The following is an 18,380-nucleotide window of genomic DNA, read 5'->3' on the forward strand; positions in this document are numbered from 1 at the left end:
AGGCCATGGCGGACGCAGGCAGAGCAAGTCGCGCGTGCGACAGCTGCTTGGCGTACCACCGGGACACCTCGCCCGTGGACCGATATATATTGTCGGGGCAGGTCTCCTGGCTTGCTGGTCATCGCTGCTGTCCAGCCTTCCCGAATCCGTCCAGGCTTCAGTGGCATTATTGGACAGTGGCTCGCCGCTCACAGTTGCGGGGACAGCGCCGGCATTTGCACCGGCTTCCCTCTTAGCTCCGGCTCCAACAGGAACCGGAGAACCTCGACGGTTTGGATTATCGGTTGGTGAGGTTTGCCGTCAACCTCCCAGATCATGTAGCAAACTATTTTGCGATCACTGATAAGCGAACGGCCCTAGCATCTCAATGATTAGCGCCATCTCGAGAGCTCTCTGATGAGAGATGTCGCTCTCGGAGGTCGCATATCAAAGATCTCGCAATTACATCGGAGCCAAATGGGCGGAGCTGTGCGCTAGACGATGAAGAGGACAAGGCAGCCTTCGCGACAAAGGCAATCGCCGCCTCGAGCAGAATGCCCTCGGCTTCTGGTGGAGCAAGTCGCCCCGTACCTCCATCGGGCAACTGTTCGCAGCCAAAGGGTCCGCATTGAATGGGCGGAGGCGCTCAGTATGGGCACTATAGTCAGCAAGCAGATTGATTGCGGCAGGCCGCGACCTCACCGGCCGACTTGGCTTCAGGTCGCTGGCCATCACGAAGATCGACCAAGAACACGATACCGAAACAAACGCTTCAACGGTGGCAGACGGACCCCAGACTTCAATCTGATACTGCGTCCGAGGCTTCATCTCTTGCGGTGGATATCCGACGCGGGACGAGCGTGCGCCAGCTCGAGCCGTTACACCGAATGAAAGCATCGAAACGTGTGCGCGTCGTAAAGGCGACACGCAGACATAAAGCCGGCACAGCTTTCCACCTATGACCTGGCACGAAGAATGCTAGCCCTCAGCACGCCCAGACTGCTCCTGCTGGGCACGTCCAGCCCAGCTTGACGCTGTGGCTGACAGGGAAGTTAGCGGCGCGCCACATAGGGCCGCGCGTGCTTGCGTGGAACAACCTCGCGTCGTCGCTAACTTTCTTGTGCCTACTCAGAGCAAGTCAAGGTCACCCGCGGCCGACGACTCCGGATGAACTGGGATATGCCACTCCTATGAAAAGAGAATTTGCAAGATACCTGCTATGGCTTTTTCTAGGTGCGCCTCTCCTCTGCCTCGCTTGGCCGACCGCGATGGGCCGTGGTATTCGTTCCGTCGACAGCCCTATTATCGAAAGATTCAAATCAACGTGGCGGGCGCAAGATGGTGAGACGCTCGAACAGGTCATCTCCAATGTCTCGAAAGTGGCACAGTTCGTCCCTCAAATGTGGGGTGTCGCTGAACTTGGTGACAACGACTTTGTTTTCGTCGCATGGACGAGGCACCGGAACAACAAATCGGACGAACAGTACGTTATCACCTGGAAGATTACGCCTGATGGCACGACTGAACTTGCGTCACTCTATGCAAAGCCGATGGAATTAGGTTGGCGGGCGCTGGCGCTCTCGTTGATCGCAAGTGAAGTCGCGAACGGCGAAAGAAACGCAAACTTCCGCTTTCTCCATGATCCGGCCAACTTCAACTTTGTGACCACCCCAAGAGGCCGGCTCGGCGATCTTCTTCAGCAAGGCGGATGTACTGTCGTTGACCCTGTTGGAGTAGACTATTTACCAAAGAGGAGTGACAAGCTGACCCAGAAAGGTGATCTTTGGCGCGTTCTGCTATTAGTCAACTGTAAGCCCCCAGGGTCGCGTCACTTCACACACAACGATGTCATCGCTTTTGAGAAAGGCCAAGGAAGGGATTGGGAGCCACAATCCAGTTTTGCAAAACGTATCGCGACATTTCCGCCCGATTCCTGGTTCGAGCCTACCGAATTGAAGGGAGAGGAAAAGCTTGGTGGGCGGCGGCCAGAGTAAACGGTCTTCGAAACATCGCGCCGAACTGCTGCACTTTCGAACGCGGGCAGCAGCTGTGATCGTCAACGCATTCGCAGATCACGATGCATCGTCAGCACCGCAGCTCGGGCTGCAGCCTTGGCCCTGTCTTCACAAAGGTCGGGAAGCAAGTCTTCAATCTTTGCATCGAGCACACCTTGGCGGCGTGGCTTGTGAGCTGCGGTCTGCCCGGTCAGCACCGTCCGTGGCTCCCCATGCTCCCAAGGCTCAGCCCATGCATCCTTAACTGGAGGGACGTAGAGATACGTTCGTCTCCGGGGCCGATCCGGCGCGCTTAGCACATCAACTGACTGAGCACCAACTCAGGAGCGCGAGATCATTGGCGTCGAGCTGGCACTAGACAATTATGGCTGAAAGGCGTCGGTGGAAAGGTTGCCAAGAACGGGACACTAAAGTTCCGAGGGCCGGCCTTCAACTGCGCAGGACACCAGCTCTTTAGCTCTGCTCCCGCCGCCCTAGCACCGTCTCGCCTTGCGATCTCGGCGCTCAGTCGGCCATCCACTTCAAGCCCATAAGAGGAGACTGGTCGGTCCCGAACGGCTGCGCCCATAGCATTGCCCTTTTTGTGGTGAGGTCTCTGAAAATGCTGAGTCACTTGAATCGGCCAAACCGCAGCAGAGCGACCTTCCCGGCTGATGCAAAGGCGCTTGTTGCACTGAAGCGCCCGAAGCAAAATTCCATCGGGAACGGCTCTAATTGTGGCGCGTCGCTGCCGTCGTCCGCAATGCTAGACTGCATTACAGAAATTAGGACAGATTTTCATCGTCGCCGACCGGAATCGCCGGAAGTCAGTTGCTTTCCGATGTACTTCGTCACAAGCCATCGCCACATTGCGCCTCCACCTGTCTTCACCATGACGCTGCTTACCCGCCATCATTTGGAGGACCGAGCGTAGCGTTCTGAGCTACAAATTTGTCTGGGATCGACAGTTCAGCGTCGAGCCCAAAGATTTCCTCCTCAGGTCTCGAGAAGGTCGCGTGCGATTCCAGTGAGAGAGTTGCATCTTCGTATTTGCCGCACGGGCTGCGGAAAAAATCGCTTGATCCTTACGCAGCGTCAGGTCGTAATTTCCAGATCACGCTAGAGTATCTTAAACCCACATGTCTGAATGAGCTGGCGGATTAAGGCTGTCGTGCGGTTGAGCAGTCGACTCCATCGGAACGATACTTTGCGAGACATGGATCAGGAGCAAAACGTAACGCGTGATGGACCACCGAGGGATCATGTTCGCACTTCTCGCTCTCATCACACATCCGGTCTGCGGCGCGACACTCAGTGGCGTTCCGCGTATCCTTGACGGCAATACGATCGAGATCGAGAGAACCAACATTCGGCTCTCGGGGATCGAAGCTCCTGAAACAGATCAGATTTGCCTCGACGCCCAAGGTCGGAAATGGGCCTGCGGCATAGCTGCCCGCGACGAGCTTATCAAGCATTCGAATGGGCGATCGTGGGATTGTCGTACTCAAAAAGCCGACGAGTATGGGCGAGCTCTGGGCAGCTGTTTCATCGAAGGCGAAGATGTGAACGTTTGGATGGTACGTGCGGGTTGGGCATTGTCGGCCGCCGCGTCTCACCACACTTACGTCATTTTTGAATTAGTTGCGAGCACAACCTATGCGGGGCTGTGGTCCGGAGTGTTCATTGCGCCCGGGGACTTGCGCGGCCGCAACTGGAGCACGGTTGTCATCGGCGCGAGGACCGTTCCGGTCGATGATCAGCAAATTCTGCTGGGATCCCTTCTGCGATCGGAACCGCCATCCCCCGAGTGCCGGATAAAGGGAATTCTTGCGCGCGACGAGCGCATTTATCACCTTCCAGGGGAAGCCGGTTACGAGCAACTCGATATGACAAGCAAACGCGGCGAGCGTTGGCTCTGTAGCGAAGCTGAGGCCGAAGCCCTCGGGTGGCGGAAGGCCGCGCCATGAGCCGACCCATGCACGCTGGCCGCTCTCCAAACATGTGCCTTCTATCGAAGTTTGCGCCTTCGCGTCGGTCGCTGTTGCTATTTGCAGGTTCGGCACTTCTGCGGCAGTTCGGTAATGGCATTGTCGAAGTCAAGGAAGTAAAGGGCCAGCCAACCCAGCCAACACCAGACAACCTGCTCTTGCCGGGTGCTGCCCTAGCGCGGCTGCTGAAGGGGAACGATCGGTACGTTCGGGGCGAACCACGGGCGGATGATTTCAAGCGCGAGCGCCCAGTCTTACTGGGAGGCCAAAATCCATATGCGGCGGTTTTGACCTGCGCCGACTCTCGCGTGGCGCCCGAACGCGTCTTCGATAGCGGACCAGGCGACTTGTTCGTCTGCCGCGTCGCCGGCAACTTTGCTGGCGACGGTACGCTCGATATGGAATATGCAGTCTCAGTCTTGAACACGCCGCTGATAGTTGTACTCGGCCACGATCATTGCGGTACGATCGACGACACGATCAGGTCACTCCATCAAGATAAGCCGACGCACGGCCAAATTTCATGCCTGGTCAATTCACTTGCGCCCGCCGTGACAGCATCTCTCGGGAACGAGGTCGACGCATTCGCCGAAGCAACGCGACGGAATGTGATCGACAACGTCAACAAGCTAAAATCGTCCGGTCCGATTCTGAATGCTGCAGTCGCACAGAACCGACTGAAGGTCGTGGGGGCCCTGTATCGGATCGAAACTGGCAAGGTCGATATTGTGAACTGACGCCAATACCTCGCATTCACAGCAAGTCACCGCAGTCTGATACAGCACATTGGTGCTGTACCGCCTTGTTGTTCTGTGTTTTTACAAGGACTGTGCCGGATACCATTCGCTCTATAACTGCTTTCGCTGCCAGACCCCTCGGTATGCGTGGCCTCTTAGCTTTCCTCCTGTTCTATATGCTGATGTTGGCAAGGTTGAGCCGCAACCACGATAATGATGGTTCCGCGGCGAATTGCAACGAAACACGTTGCGGCATTGAACTCAATGACTCGCGATAGTCTCGAGAGCTTTGGGGGCCTCAGCTTTGAGAATGATTTTGAATCCGACCGGCGGTCGTCGAGATCCGTGCTCGTCCCTTTTTCCCGTTAAGCAACGACATTTACGTCTGAATGCAGACACGGAGGCGCCTCCATTTTTCTGACAGAGTGAAGTGATCTCGCGCGTTTCAGAGGCGCCCTCCAGGCATGCTTAATGGCACGTCGATTGCTAGGAAGATGGGGAACGAAGCGATCGGCTTGGGCATCATCCCGAGCGCAATTGCGGAATTCTGTCCTTGGTTCGACTTGGCTCGCCCCAACTGTGACGACAACGTCCATGCAGCAACTATCACATAGCATTCCTCCTCGAACACCGGAAATCTAGTACGGCAAGGACGGCTTTACATCGCCGCCGCGTGTCGATGGCCTGGCACAAGCTTCAATACATACAGCAGCGTATCTCGCTGAAGCTTCGGACGGCCTTATGACGAGGCTTTCAAGCATGCATTCGAGATCAACTGCGACAGCTTCGCGAATGCAGTCCAGCCGGTATCAATCACCTGGCGCGTCGCGCGCGATACGAAAGAGCGACGCTCGGAACCGGTTCAGCAAGGAGGACGATTTATGAACGCCCCTGAAGAAACGATAGCTGCCGAATCCCATGCCAAGGCTACCACCTGGGCTAATTTGTCCCCGCTACTCGCTGAGATCCGTGAGCGTCGCAACGAGTTTGGCCGTGCGCAGAAGATTTCAAAAGAGATCATCGACGGCTTCAGGCGCGTCGGCGTCTATCGGGCCATGGTCGCCAAGCGTTTCGGCGGCGATGAGCGGACACCAGCGGACTTTTGTCGCCTGATCGAACGGATCTCTGAAGTCGACGGTTCCGCAGGTTGGGTCGCCAGCTTTGGGGATGGAGCTCGGTATCTAGCGGCTCTACCGGACGACACACTTAGACAAGTGTATGCCAATGGACCTGACGTCGCATTGGCCGGTGCGATTTTCCCGCTTCAGTCAGCCAAGCGATGCAACGGCGGGTTTATCGTGAACGGCGTTTGGCCATTCGCGAGCGGCTCGCCGGGAGCAGATTTGATAGGAGTTGGTATTACTGTAGAAGGTGATTCGACAGGCGACCTCCAGCGTGTAGCGATAATCCCCGCCGAGAAGGTGACAATCCGGCCCAATTGGGATGTTATCGGCCTGCAGGGCACCGGAAGCCACGACATTGTTGTCAGCAACGTCGTAGTGCCAGAGGAATGGACCTTGATCCGCGGCGGTTCATCGACGCTTGACGGCCCAATTTATCGCTATCCGGCGGTGGCTTTCGCGGCCCAGGTACATGCGATCGTTGGAATCGGAATTGCGCGCTCCGCCATAGACGACGTGACCACCATGGCTGGAAGCCGCGCCTCGATCACTGGAGCGCCCGTGATGGCTGAGCGTGGTTATGTCCAACTCGAAATTGGCAAAGCCGAAGCGATGCTACGTTCCGCTCGTTCTTTTTTTTATGAAGCCACAGAGGATCTTTGGCAGCAAGCGCTCGCGGGTGAGGTCACACTGAACGCCACGATGCTCATGCGGCTCGCCGCGACCAATGCCGCACGGCAGGGCGCTGAGATCTGCAGGCTTGCAAGTGGCCTTGCCGGAACTGAGGCGCTCTATACAGCAGGAAATCTGGCACGCGCCATGTGCGACAGCTTTGTCGTTGCCCAGCACGCAGCGCTAAACGAGGGAACGCTGCAGAGCGCAGGCCGCGCCCTGCTTGGAAATGTAACACAGCCTGGTTACCCATGAAGCGCGTCACGTTCGGCAATCACGCCATCAGCGCTGGTTGCGGGACCTATTCAACAAATGGTCTAGTGCTGAGAACTTGCGGGCTGTTCCTTTGGACCAAAGACACGGCTGAGCCTCGCAAGCGGGCTCTCCAACCGAGCGCCTGCTTGGTAATCCGAGCGCTCAGCGGAACACGCTTGGCAAGGAGCCCCATCCGAGCACTCTCCTTACGACTCGCCGATACGCAGCGCCAGCGCATTACCCGGTTGGCCCAAGTCCGCTCTCTCTGGGGCGCGTGGAGCATAGGATCGTCACAGCACAGGCCATGCCCAGCTGGCTACAAGCAGGCTCAATGCTAGCCCGACGCTGCACTTCCTATCCCGCTACGACATCCGCTCGATTTGACGATCGCCTGGTGTAGCTGCGCTCCCCATCGAGACCTCTGGTCCTGCCCTTAAGAATGACTCTCGATAAGACCCGCCGCTAGGCTCGCTTATTTCTGAGCAATACATCGCCTTCCACCGCGCGCGGGTAGTGAGCTGCCACCTCAAATGATGGCAATAAGTCGAGAATGGCTTGCAGGGTTAACTGCCCTTCGTAGAGCTCGCGGTCACTATATTCAGTGTAGACGAATCGCGTGTTGTTCAAGGTCCGCATACCGCCAGCGAAGACGTCGGCTTCGGCTCCTTGGACGTCCATCCAGATGAAGTCGATCTCGTCCAGCTTGGCTTCGCGGCACCAGTCGTCCAGCCGCCGTGTTTCTACTGACACCGGATGGTCGAACCGGACCCATTCATACTCAGTAAGATGGTTCTTCGGACGGCGGATAGAGCCGGATAGGTCCCAATCTCTTGCATCCCCGTCAGCATTGCTTGGATGGAAGTCGATCGTCCCGTTTCGATCACTGATGGCGATTTCAACCAACGTCACCCGGCTCAGAGACTGCCCCAGCCTCTTTTTGAAGCGAGCGATTGCTCGGGGATCCGGCTCAAAGCAGTAAAGCTTAGGTTGCGGGCACAACTCGAGAAATTTTTGCGTATCAGTGCCGTCATTGCAGCCGATATCCAGGATGACGGGATTCGGCTTCTGAAGAAGGGAGACGATGTGCTGATGCACTTCTACAGACGACACAGCTGCTTTTCCATGGTGCGCGGCGATCAGATAAAGTTTGACTTCGAAGTCCATCACACGCCAAAAGCCGCTTCACAAGGCATATCAAGGTATACACTTTTCACCAATCCGCCGGTTCCCTTTATCTCCAGCAGCTGTTCGGCCCGTCGGCCTGGAATTGGAATGCTTGGCGATGCAATTCTCGAACTCAGTTGAGATGCGGTCGCATTGAGCCAGATCATCGCCTTACTTCTTTCAAGCAGCCACAGATCGACTCCGTTTGGATGAGCAACTCGGTCTATTTTTGGCGCATCGAGCGGTGTCCATCCAACATAGAGATAACCGACCTATCTCTCTGCAGCATGCGACGAGCCGCGCTTAGCCAAACGCTTCTGGACCCACGATGCGCTACCGCGGCAGGACGGGGCGCGGGGCTTCAAACACGTGATCGAGACAGACATCAAACTCTATTGCATTTTAATCGCCTAATGCTAGCGGGGAACTATTCGCCAGTCCGCGGATCAGGAAAGCTGTTTTGGGATGCGATGTCATTTTCACAACTGCCGAGCGGACTATGCACGGCAGGACGTTTGCTTTCGGACAAAGTCGCGCCTACGTCGGGTAAGCGTCAGCGAAATTGGAAGGAGATTCCCAAGCTCGTTTTTGGCCTGACTCTTGCTGTAATCGCGTCGGTCACATTGTGTCCAACTCCAATTGTCAAACGCTCAGGAGACCATCTATGAATTTCCGACCACTTCACGACCGCGTCGTGGTTAACCGCATCGACGCCGACGAGAAGACCGCTGGTGGAATCATTATTCCGGACACGGCTAAAGAAAAGCCATCGCAAGGCGAAGTCATTGCAGTCGGTCCGGGCGGCCGTGATGAGAGCGGCAAGCTCATTCCAATCGATATCGAAGTCGGCGACCGGGTGCTGTTTGGCAAATGGTCAGGCACCGAAGTCAAGATCGATGGCCATGATCTACTGATCATGAAGGAGAGCGACGTGTTGGGCGTTCTCACCGATGTGTTGTCCAAGAAGCACGCCGCGTAATACTGCGCTCGCACGGCCCACCCCTTCGAAGGAGAGCCTACAGGGCGCTCTAAAGGATAAACTAGTAGGGACTCAGGAATTCTCTATGACAGCAAAAGAAGTCAAGTTCGGAGTAGATGCGCGCGATCGTATGCTGCGCGGCGTCGACATTCTCGCCAATGCCGTCCAGGTCACGCTTGGTCCAAAGGGCCGCAATGTCGTGCTCGACAAATCGTTCGGCGCGCCGCGTATTACCAAGGACGGCGTCGCCGTTGCCAAGGACATTGAACTCGACGACAAGTTCGAGAACATGGGCGCACAGATGGTACGCGAAGTCGCCTCGAAAGCTGCAGATGCTGCCGGCGACGGGACCACAACAGCGACCGTACTTGCGGCCGCAATCGTCCGTGAAGGCGCAAAGTCGGTTGCCGCCGGCATGAACCCGATGGACCTCAAGCGCGGTATCGACCTCGCGGTCGAGGCCGTGGTTGCGGACCTGCAGAAAAACTCTAAGAAAGTTACCTCAAACGAAGAGATCGCCCAGGTCGGCACAATTTCTGCTAACGGCGACGCCGAGATCGGCAAGTTTCTAGCCGACGCTGTGAAGAGGGTCGGCAACGAGGGTGTCATCACCGTCGAGGAAGCCAAGTCGCTCGAGACCGAACTCGACGTCGTCGAGGGCATGCAATTCGACCGCGGCTACGTCTCGCCCTACTTCGTCACCAACGCCGACAAGATGCGCGTCGAGATGGACGACGCCTACATCCTCATCAACGAGAAGAAGCTCTCCTCGCTGAACGAGTTGCTGCCGCTGCTCGAGGCCGTGGTGCAGACCGGCAAGCCGCTGGTCATCGTCGCGGAAGACGTCGAAGGCGAAGCGCTCGCGACCCTGGTCGTCAACCGTCTGCGCGGCGGCCTGAAGGTCGCGGCCGTCAAGGCGCCGGGCTTCGGCGATCGCCGCAAGGCCATGCTGCAGGACATCGCGATCCTGACCGGCGGCCAGGCGATCTCGGAAGATCTCGGCATCAAGCTCGAGAACGTCACGCTCAACATGCTCGGTCGCGCCAAGAAGGTGATGATCGACAAGGAGAACACCACGATCGTCAACGGCGCCGGCAAGAAGGCCGACATCGAGGCGCGCGTGGCCCAGATCAAGGCGCAGATCGAGGAGACCACCTCGGACTACGACCGCGAGAAGCTCCAGGAGCGTCTGGCCAAGCTCGCCGGCGGCGTCGCGGTGATCCGCGTCGGCGGCGCGACCGAGGTCGAGGTGAAGGAGCGCAAGGATCGCGTTGATGACGCGATGCATGCGACCCGCGCGGCTGTCGAGGAAGGCATCGTCCCGGGCGGCGGCGTCGCCCTGCTCCGTGCTTCCGAGCAGCTCAAGGGCCTGCGCACCAAGAACGACGACCAGAAGACCGGCGTCGAGATCGTGCGAAAGGCACTCTCCTGGCCGGCACGGCAGATCGCGATAAACGCCGGCGAAGACGGTTCGATCGTGGTCGGCAAAGTGCTCGATAACGAGCAGTATTCTTTTGGCTTCGATGCGCAGACGGGTGAGTATAGCAATCTCATCTCCAAAGGTATTATTGACCCTGCCAAGGTTGTGCGCATCGCCGTCCAGAATGCCTCCTCCGTGGCCGGGCTTCTTATCACGACGGAAGCGATGGTTGCCGAGTTGCCGAAGAGAGCTCCGCCTGGTCCAGCAATTCCTGCGGGACCCGGAATGGGCGGTATGGATTTTTGATCCAACTTCTCAATGTTGCCATGACAAGCGAAACCCTGGCAAATGTCAGGGTTTTTGCATGTCGCGGCCTTGACCGCTTGCCATCACATCGGCGTCAGCTTCTTTATTTACGCGGCGGCAGTGCACCAACCCAACTCCCTCGGCGATGACAGGCCGGCGATGAATTAGTTGTTGGCCGACAGGTTGTTTTAACTCCGAGAATGCTCGCTCTCACAATTGCCGAGCTCTCCGCTAAAAGTGACGGACCACCTTTAGCTCCCCCGCTGCGGAGCTCGGTTAGAACGTGCTTGGGTACGGCATTCTAGCCAATCAACGCGTCCAGCTGCTAGCTAGGCGGCCGCGGCTACCTTGAGGGAGCGCCTTTGGCTAAACACTACCGAGACGCCCACATCCTCCGCATCTTCGTGGGGCCGACTTAGGCGCCCCATCACATCTTCGCCATCGCATCCTCTCAAAGGCCGCGCGCGATGAGATCGCCGACTTGTATCGGTCGATTGGAGCGACCTCCATCCATGCTCCTGCGGTCGACAAGCTCTCTGGGTTTGATGAGGCTAATGGTGCCGTGCTCATCTATGCGGGTTGGGCCGCCATCAGGGCTACTGCTTACGCTCGACGATACCCTTAAGGTAGTTGCCCGCTAGACAGATGGCGGGCTAGAGACTGGAGAGAGCGGACTGGAAGGGGCCTCTCAGTGCATCACGTTTGGTTCGTCAGCTTTCGGAAAGCTAATCCGTGTAAATTGAAGTGGAAGTTAGCGGCGCGTGGTAGGGACAGCGCTCGCCCCGAGTATGCGTGGGGATCTTGGCGCCGAGTCACGTTTCTGCTAACTTCAACCATTTGTGCGCGGACAGCGTACGGGCCAGGCCCGACCATCGCCGAGTCGCAACCGCGCTGCTTGCGGCTTGAGAGCGAGACCAGATCCACGCCGCCGGGCGGCGGTTTACGAGACAAGCTTATCAGCTCGCTCTTCGCTCGCTCCTGCGGCCAAGGCTTCAGGTTCACACCTCAGGATACTTCGTCGCTTATAAATATGCTTCCCAGGCCATTATGGTCTCCCGCTCCACACCAATGCCGGGCACCAGAAACAGCAACGAGAGGAAAGGTGCAGATAACTTCATAGCTCGCGGCAATCAAAGCCTGGGTTTGTGCGAAGGCATGCGAATGTCACTAGCAGCAGCTATTTGATGGCGAATCAGTATGGAAACGACAGGCAATGACCCGGATGAAAATGGCCTACAGGTTCTGCCGACTCTGTGGACGCGTTGGTTACCGACCGCGTTCTGATTGCGATCGATCAAGTGTGGAGAATTCCCCCGAGAGAATATTCTGCCTGAGTGCAAGCGCTGGCCGTCGAGGCGCCTTAATGCGCAACAGCCCGGGCTCGGGAGCCTGAGCGATCAGCCAAACCGGATCGCTGAACATTTACTCTTCTGTTTACAACTTCGAGAGAGCTTCTGTGGGGAGCACGATATCCGAACAAACGGGGCGGCGAACCCAATGAGGCGACGCATTTCGCATGGACCGATGAGGCTCCGCGCGGGTATTCGGCAAAATCCGTCGAAACTTTGTGGATCCTCAAGTCACTCTCTGTGTGACAACCGTGGATATATCATGTCCATTCAGGCTACTGTATCGGTCGGCCAAGCTTTTAAACAGCGCATTCATCTGTTCTGATCGAACAGTAAATTCCCCATAGTTGGGATCAAAGAGAGTCGTCACTCCATTCGACGTCGACGTCGCGATTGTGTGAGCGCCACCTGCGGCGAAACGCAAACTCACCAAATAGACGGAGGGATCGCTAACGACTTCGCTAATAATCGGAGCAAGGCGCGAAGATGTGTCAAACCGATATCGCGTCTCCGCGCTGGAGGGGTCTAGACCGGCTTCGCGCAGCATCAAACTCTTCGCCTGAACGTTAATGCCCCCCCTACTCTCGCTCGTCAGCTGTGTCTTGAGCTCTTCATAACGCTGCTGTCGCATTGCCGCGGAGCGATGATTTTCAGTACCCGGACGCAGAGCATTCATGCGGGATGAGGGACTACTTGGGAGATTGAGGAGCCACTCTGCTGCCAACCCAACGCAAATTCCGCTGACATTGGCCTCGGGCAATTCAGCAGTCCTGTATTCGAACAGAGGTCGAATAGGGGTCGTTGGGGCCAATAGATCCGAACCGGAGGATAGTGAAGATATGCTCTGAGGCGAAGTGGCTCGACTATGAGTGCTTGGGCTATCTGGCTTGCTGCAGCAGAGTCCCATTCTATCGAGCAATGCCGAAGATGGCGAGCTCTCCCGTCGAGCTAGATCGGCGAGCGTTTGCGCGAATTCGCTACCGTCCACAGTGCTACTTGGCTCGTGAGCTGCATTTGGGCGGGCATACTGGCTAATAACTTTGTTGTACATACAGTTTGCCTGCCTCTTCAGCGCAATTTTTCTCAGAACGAGAGCGCGCGGCTTGCACCCCCGCTTCCAAAAGATAATGCTGCAAACTGACGGCCAGCTGACCACCAGATCGATTGAGAGATGCTGACGTCCCGTGTCGACACCTCTGCCCGCGCGCCGGACTAACGCGCGGGCTGACAAGCCGATAGATAACAATTGCTTCGCGGCGAAGGCACATCAAACTTGTGAATCGTGGTGCAGCTTGGTGCAGATGACATGGCGCCGGCCTTAGTCAAGCTGGCCTCGTCATCTATTCAGCCTGGGCCTGTGCTCATTGCGACAGGCGCCGGTACTTAGGACCGGATTGTCTCACTTGCTCATCGGCACCGAACCGATGCTACTGCACCCGCGCGGTCTTTCCTTTAGCTCCCATCATGCTGTAGCGCTCATTCGCGCGAATAACGATGCCGCGTCGGCGGGACTTAGTCCAACGACGCCTACATAGCTTGGGGACGGCATCGGAATGTCCCGATAGGTAGGTTTCCACAAGTGGAGGCAATATCGGCTGTTATTCACATATTGCGAATGTGGCGGATGCAGTTGCATAACGCACTCTTCTTCGTCCCAAAGCAGGTCTTTGACAAAGCACATCTCGTCCCAGTTCGGACAACGCCGTGGGGTTGAAACAGCGACGTGTTCCCAGCCGGGCCGGACAAACGCACTTATCTTGAGTTCACACCCGCAAGGCCCTTGCACAAAGAAAAGACCGCAAGGTCCTGACCCTGGAGCAGTAGCGAAGCGGCCGTGCCTCACACGACCGGCCTCCAGCTTATCTATCATCCGCGCGCGCACGTCCTCTCCTTTGCCTCTCGGATGGCCCTGAAGTCTACGTAGATGACGTTGTCTCGCAACAAGTCAAGCGGCTCGGCTCTCGGCCCAGCGTTCCACAGCCACGCTAAAGGATACCATCCCCAAAAGCCGTACATGTCTATCACCACTACTCTCCTCCTACTAATCCCGCAGGCTCAAACCGGGCCCTTAGGGGGACGCCTGTGCAGGTGCGGCGCACGATACGCGTGTTCCGCGCTCGCGCGGTCATTTCATCTTCCGCCGTTAATGTGGCCCGGCATTTGACCTCTACAAGGCGAAGTCATTTGAGCCAATGCCGGTTGTGTTGACTGCTGACCGCCGGCAGAGACATCGCCTTGCGCGAAATCAGCGGTTGTTAGCGTCACCTCATGTCCAGTGAATTCGCCCTGATCGTGGCATGTCTCTCCTCTGGCCTAAGAATTCCTGATCTCACGATCGCAACACCAGCAGTGATAACAGTTCGCTCGAGCCGCATTACTGCTTCTCAAGATATGAACTGGCCTTTCGCGACTTCCAGCCAAGGCTGAACAGTCCTATTGCGCCATTTGTGTGAAGAACAATTGGACTCAGTAGCAACCACATTGTCTGGGACGTCGACGCAGACGTCTGGCCAATCGGTTCTCCGAACCAATGCCATCCGCGGGATCACCAACTTTCTCGTCGTAAGCTAGCGGTCAGAAACAACGGTTAGTAGATCATCCCGCGCAGTGGCGACTATCACCCGATGTCAAGCAACCACTATCTAGGTCCGAACGCGTTATCTACGGTATGTTGTTCGCGCCCCGCTCACCCTCCTCGCCGGTACTGTTACCGACACGCGTGTCGCAAGTCCGACATCGCGAACCCGCTCTATATGGACAATCTGCCTCATTCAGAGCGCTAACCGCGGTTCTGGCCGTGGCATGTCACTTGCTGTGCTCGCGAATGCGACCTCGCTCTACCCAGGATGTACGAGCAATCAATCAGCCGATTGATGGGCCGCGCCAGAGAGTCGGTTCTGATACTCCGCTATGAAAGAGGAATGCACACTTATGGCCGATAGGAGGCATGCAAAGCTTGGCATTGTTGGCTTGGTCGACGCGCAGCGAGATGAAATGGCACACTGGCGCGCACCCAAGCTCCGAACGACCACGCATGTCGGAGCTGAACGTCGCTCCCAGCGGCCGCAGAAGAGGTGGAACTGGGGTCTTTTGGCTGCATTGCTCTTGAATGCGCTACTCTGGGCCGGCATCTATTGGGTCGTCGCAGCGCTCCTCTGAGATCGTCTCGCGCACAGCAGCAAGCGGCTACAACCACATCGAACGACGCCGCAGTCACAAGCCGACATCAGCGCGCTCCACGCTGTCCATTCCATTGCTTTGAGTGTTCGGTTTCCAGAACCTCGCGGCTACGGTAACTTGAAAGATCTATTGGACAGGCGTCTGCTCTGCTCGTACCCGCGCGCGGCATTTGAGGTCGGCCACATCACCTTATGACCCGCGCAGCGCCTTGGGCGCTTGCTGTGCGATGTACGCCCAGCCTCGGATCGCACAAGATCAGCCCCTTTAGGTTCTCGAGACCTCGCAGAGCGCTATAGTTCTTGCTCAGGCCACCTATCGTCTTCATTGCTGCGCATTTGCCACATCAGTGCCCGCTGCGCCAATTTGTCGTATTCCACAGCGATCTTGAGCAGCCGATCCTTGGCTTTCCCATCAATGAGCGCCTCCGCTTTCTTCCGCGTTGCTAGCGCGCGGCCTCGCCAATGATCGGGTTGAGATAATATGCTCTTCGGATTCATGCGAAGAGCATGCAATTCGTAGATCAAGGAATTGCGACACTGATGCTCCGTATCATCCCGTAGGGACGAGGCTCATTGCCCCCGCTATCGCAATCGGTCAGCCCGACGTCACGAATGTCAATCAGCAGCGGCTGAGTACACATCGAAGGCGACGCTTATCATCCAGAGCGTCAGGCCGCTTCCAAGCATCAATACATTAAGGGACTTGAACCGCACGTAACGTGAGATTGTAGAGTCTTAGACAAGTCGGGATTGCTACTAACCGTAGAACGATCCCGACTGGGCCCGGGCTTGTGAATGCCTCAGACATCTCGCCTAGGACGGTCGCTCTGCCGCTGAAGGCGCTTAGCGCAACCAAGACGCACGACCACCTCCGAAAGGAAGCTATGATTCAGATCCAACGACCTCGCTTGCGTTCACGGCTCAAGCTCCAGTGCTGCACCACCGCGCTTATTATTGCAATGACGGCTATTATGCTTGCACCGGTCCACGCAGCTGATCGCCAACCAACTGCTGAAGAAAAAGACGCTTGCATGGAGGACGTGTTCCGACTTTGTAGTAGTCTCATACCCGATCGAACAGCTATCACTGCGTGTCTGAAATCAAAGCAAGACAGTCTCCGTCAAAAATGTCGCTCCGTGATCTCCGGGCAGCACAGCGGCAACAGGAGTAGTGAATCGAAGTGAAGATCTAACGTTAGCTCGAGCCCCGACCACTATTCGCCGACTTGGCTCACAGAACGCTGGGTTCTGCCGCACAGCTCACCACTCATGAAGCCCCCACGGGACCGCTATGCTCCTATAAGTCGCACGGTGCAGGTTGATTCAACTCTGCCTTGCCTTTCCTCAGGCGATTGAGTGCCTGAGACCCCCCCGCTCAACAGCCCCGAAATGGCGCAGGAAGGCCGGTTCTTGTGAGGCGGTTCGAACATCTTCGAACACGGGTGAGACAAAGCAGCTGTTCTGACATTGGCAACTACAGCGACTACGCTAGGTGCGATATCCGATCAAAGCACCATTGAACGCAGAGACCTTGCCCCTCACGTAGCGTCAGGTTGTAGCGTCGCGCCGATCCGGCCCTATCTCCGTCAGCAGCATCGAAGATCAGGTCGGATTGCGCGTGAGGGATAAGCCGCCAGCTGCATCGCGGCACTCGGCTTCCAATATTCTTGGTTGGCAGTCGGGGCCGAATTGATCAAAGGAACGCGTAAAGTTCGATGGAACCGATCAAATCGCTCATCGCCAGAGTTGTCGCTGGCGCTACTCTGACCTGTGAGAAGGCTAAGTCAGCGTTCGACCGCAAGATGTCGGGATACGCAACTCCCTCGCAAATGGAGGGCATATTCATTGCAATGAAGGTTCGCGGCAGAGGGTTGAAGAAGTCAACGGCGCCGCATCCGCAATTCGCAATATTTGCCGAAGGTGGAAGCACGATGTGCCGCGATAGAAATCCTTGACACGAGCGATACCTCCATGTGTTCGCTCAACGCCTCGACGAGCGCTTCGTTGATCGAAGCCGGACTTGGCGCTCTCGCGATGCTGCACTTTCGAACGCGGCTGCGGTACTGGTGGTGGCCGGGCGAGCGTCGAACCTGCGGGATGGCGTGGCACTCGGACGAGAAGCGACTGACCGCGCGGCGGTGCAGCCGCTCACCTACACTCGCACGCTCGCTGTTTCGAACACTTGACAGCCAAGTTATCCAGAAGCGCAGCTTTTGTCTGCCCTGCGCACAACAATATCACCCGGGGGCGCAGCCCGATAACCAAGTCTTACCCGATGGAACGCTGCTGGGCCCGATTGCTGAAGTGCGGGCACTCGACAGAGCGCCCGAGCCGCCAAAGGAGACAACCGAGTATGCCCTGGAAGAAGATGGAAGCACATGGAACCATCGCGACGATCGAACACATCATTCGAAAGTTTCGGGAATTGATTGATACAGATAGATCCATTACGCCAGAGCTACGTCGTGTACTGCACGAGACCCTGGATGGGCATCTTCTGGAGGCAAAACGGCGCGTCCTCATGAGAGCCAGTTAGCTCCGCGATGCCAGTTATACCGCCGAGCCCCCGGCAGGCCAACGTCTCGCTTTGCGCACATGCGACCAACTCTGTCTCCAGGCTGGGGATCTGCTCGATCCTCAGCCGTGCTTCTGATCGCATAGCTCGGGCTGCTTGCCTCTCTCATAGCGATCGTCGATCGTCATGCTGGCATACGCCCCTCGAGCGGCTCGACCTTTTGGTCGAAAGTCAGCGACCGAGTTGCGTCGGACGCCCTGTAGGAGACTCGCCAGCTCACCGAACAACGGTCTTAACCGGCGAAGCTGCACTTCCTCTGGCGGCCCTGAACGCTTGCGGCCCTCCTGGCGTCCGTTTAGCCCGGCTTGAGCCTCACGACATGACGAGCCGCAAAAAAGGGGGCTTCATTCTGTCATAGTGGTTGCGCGTAGGCTATTCAGGTTGCCGCATTGCGGAAGGACTTCGAATGGCTCAGTCGGCTAGACCCACCCACCGATCGCCACACGCGATCCCTTCTTCCAGCCCATCAGCTGGGAGGGCTAGACAACGATTTCCATGCAGCGCTAGCGTTCGCATCTCGCTTCGGTGCGTTTGTCGCTTCGGATCCAAACATATGTCTGTCCGGAACTGCTCAGCCAAAGAACCAAAGCTATAAATGGTCGATGTAGACATTTGTCCGAAAGCCATGTCTGGTGTTGCATATTTTGAGCTGAGCAAGCCCCA

11 protein-coding genes, 1 pseudogene and 1 riboswitch are annotated in these 18,380 nt (G+C 56.9%); of the genes and pseudogenes, 9 read left to right on the forward strand and 3 right to left on the reverse strand.

Annotated elements, in window-relative coordinates:
• Nucleotides 1-78 precede the first annotated feature (78 nt).
• Nucleotides 79-282: riboswitch (cobalamin riboswitch) on the reverse strand.
• Nucleotides 283-1,169: 887 nt separating this feature from the next.
• The 4 genes from P6U31_RS29225 to P6U31_RS29240 all read left to right on the forward strand — a co-directional run bounded on the left by P6U31_RS29225 (nt 1,170) and on the right by P6U31_RS29240 (nt 6,746).
• On the forward strand, nt 1,170-1,973 hold the full coding sequence (locus P6U31_RS29225) for a nodulate formation efficiency C protein (protein WP_407185196.1): 804 nt from the start codon (nt 1,170-1,172) through the stop codon (nt 1,971-1,973).
• Nucleotides 1,974-3,235: 1,262 nt separating this feature from the next.
• Nucleotides 3,236-3,940, forward strand: coding sequence for a thermonuclease family protein (locus tag P6U31_RS29230; RefSeq protein ID WP_407185197.1), 705 nt, complete (start codon nt 3,236-3,238; stop codon nt 3,938-3,940).
• Nucleotides 3,941-3,948: 8 nt separating this feature from the next.
• Nucleotides 3,949-4,698 carry a carbonic anhydrase gene (locus P6U31_RS29235; protein WP_407185198.1) on the forward strand — a complete coding sequence of 250 codons (750 nt, stop codon included), beginning with the start codon at nt 3,949-3,951 and terminating at the stop codon, nt 4,696-4,698.
• 881 nt (nt 4,699-5,579) lie between these two features.
• Nucleotides 5,580-6,746, forward strand: coding sequence for a flavin-dependent monooxygenase (locus P6U31_RS29240; protein ID WP_407185199.1), 1,167 nt, complete (start codon nt 5,580-5,582; stop codon nt 6,744-6,746).
• Between the two features lie 462 nt (nt 6,747-7,208).
• Here the strand turns inward: P6U31_RS29240 and P6U31_RS29245 are convergent, their stop codons facing one another.
• Both P6U31_RS29245 and P6U31_RS29250 read right to left on the reverse strand, forming a co-directional pair.
• Complete coding sequence (locus tag P6U31_RS29245) at nt 7,209-7,856, reverse strand: FkbM family methyltransferase (protein ID WP_407189971.1); 648 nt, start codon at nt 7,854-7,856, stop codon at nt 7,209-7,211.
• A gap of 53 nt (nt 7,857-7,909) precedes the next feature.
• Nucleotides 7,910-8,077: a hypothetical protein gene (locus tag P6U31_RS29250; protein ID WP_407185200.1), complete on the reverse strand. Its 168-nt coding sequence runs from the start codon at nt 8,075-8,077 to the stop codon at nt 7,910-7,912.
• 497 nt (nt 8,078-8,574) lie between these two features.
• On the opposite strand from P6U31_RS29250, the gene P6U31_RS29255 reads away from it, so the two are divergent.
• The 3 genes from P6U31_RS29255 to P6U31_RS29265 all read left to right on the forward strand — a co-directional run bounded on the left by P6U31_RS29255 (nt 8,575) and on the right by P6U31_RS29265 (nt 11,034).
• Entirely contained in the window at nt 8,575-8,889 is a 315-nt protein-coding gene (locus tag P6U31_RS29255; RefSeq protein WP_407185201.1) for a co-chaperone GroES, read from the forward strand.
• 85 nt (nt 8,890-8,974) lie between these two features.
• Nucleotides 8,975-10,615, forward strand: coding sequence for a chaperonin GroEL (groL, locus tag P6U31_RS29260; protein ID WP_407185202.1), 1,641 nt, complete (start codon nt 8,975-8,977; stop codon nt 10,613-10,615).
• Between the two features lie 362 nt (nt 10,616-10,977).
• On the forward strand, nt 10,978-11,034 hold the full coding sequence (locus P6U31_RS29265) for a hypothetical protein (protein WP_407189972.1): 57 nt from the start codon (nt 10,978-10,980) through the stop codon (nt 11,032-11,034).
• A 1,156-nt stretch (nt 11,035-12,190) separates the two neighbouring features.
• Here P6U31_RS29265 and P6U31_RS29270 read toward each other — a convergent pair.
• Nucleotides 12,191-13,015, reverse strand: coding sequence for a YopT-type cysteine protease domain-containing protein (locus tag P6U31_RS29270; RefSeq protein ID WP_407185203.1), 825 nt, complete (start codon nt 13,013-13,015; stop codon nt 12,191-12,193).
• Nucleotides 13,016-16,857: 3,842 nt separating this feature from the next.
• Here P6U31_RS29270 and P6U31_RS29275 point away from each other — a divergent pair.
• Nucleotides 16,858-17,097, forward strand: a complete 240-nt coding sequence (locus P6U31_RS29275) for a hypothetical protein (protein WP_407185204.1) — start codon at nt 16,858-16,860, stop codon at nt 17,095-17,097.
• 75 nt (nt 17,098-17,172) lie between these two features.
• Nucleotides 17,173-17,328: pseudogene (locus P6U31_RS29280) on the forward strand (anthranilate phosphoribosyltransferase); the annotation flags it as partial.
• Between the last annotated feature and the right edge of the window lie 1,052 nt (nt 17,329-18,380).

The organism is Bradyrhizobium centrosematis (assembly GCF_045571495.1).
Lineage (GTDB): Bacteria > Pseudomonadota > Alphaproteobacteria > Rhizobiales > Xanthobacteraceae > Bradyrhizobium > Bradyrhizobium centrosematis.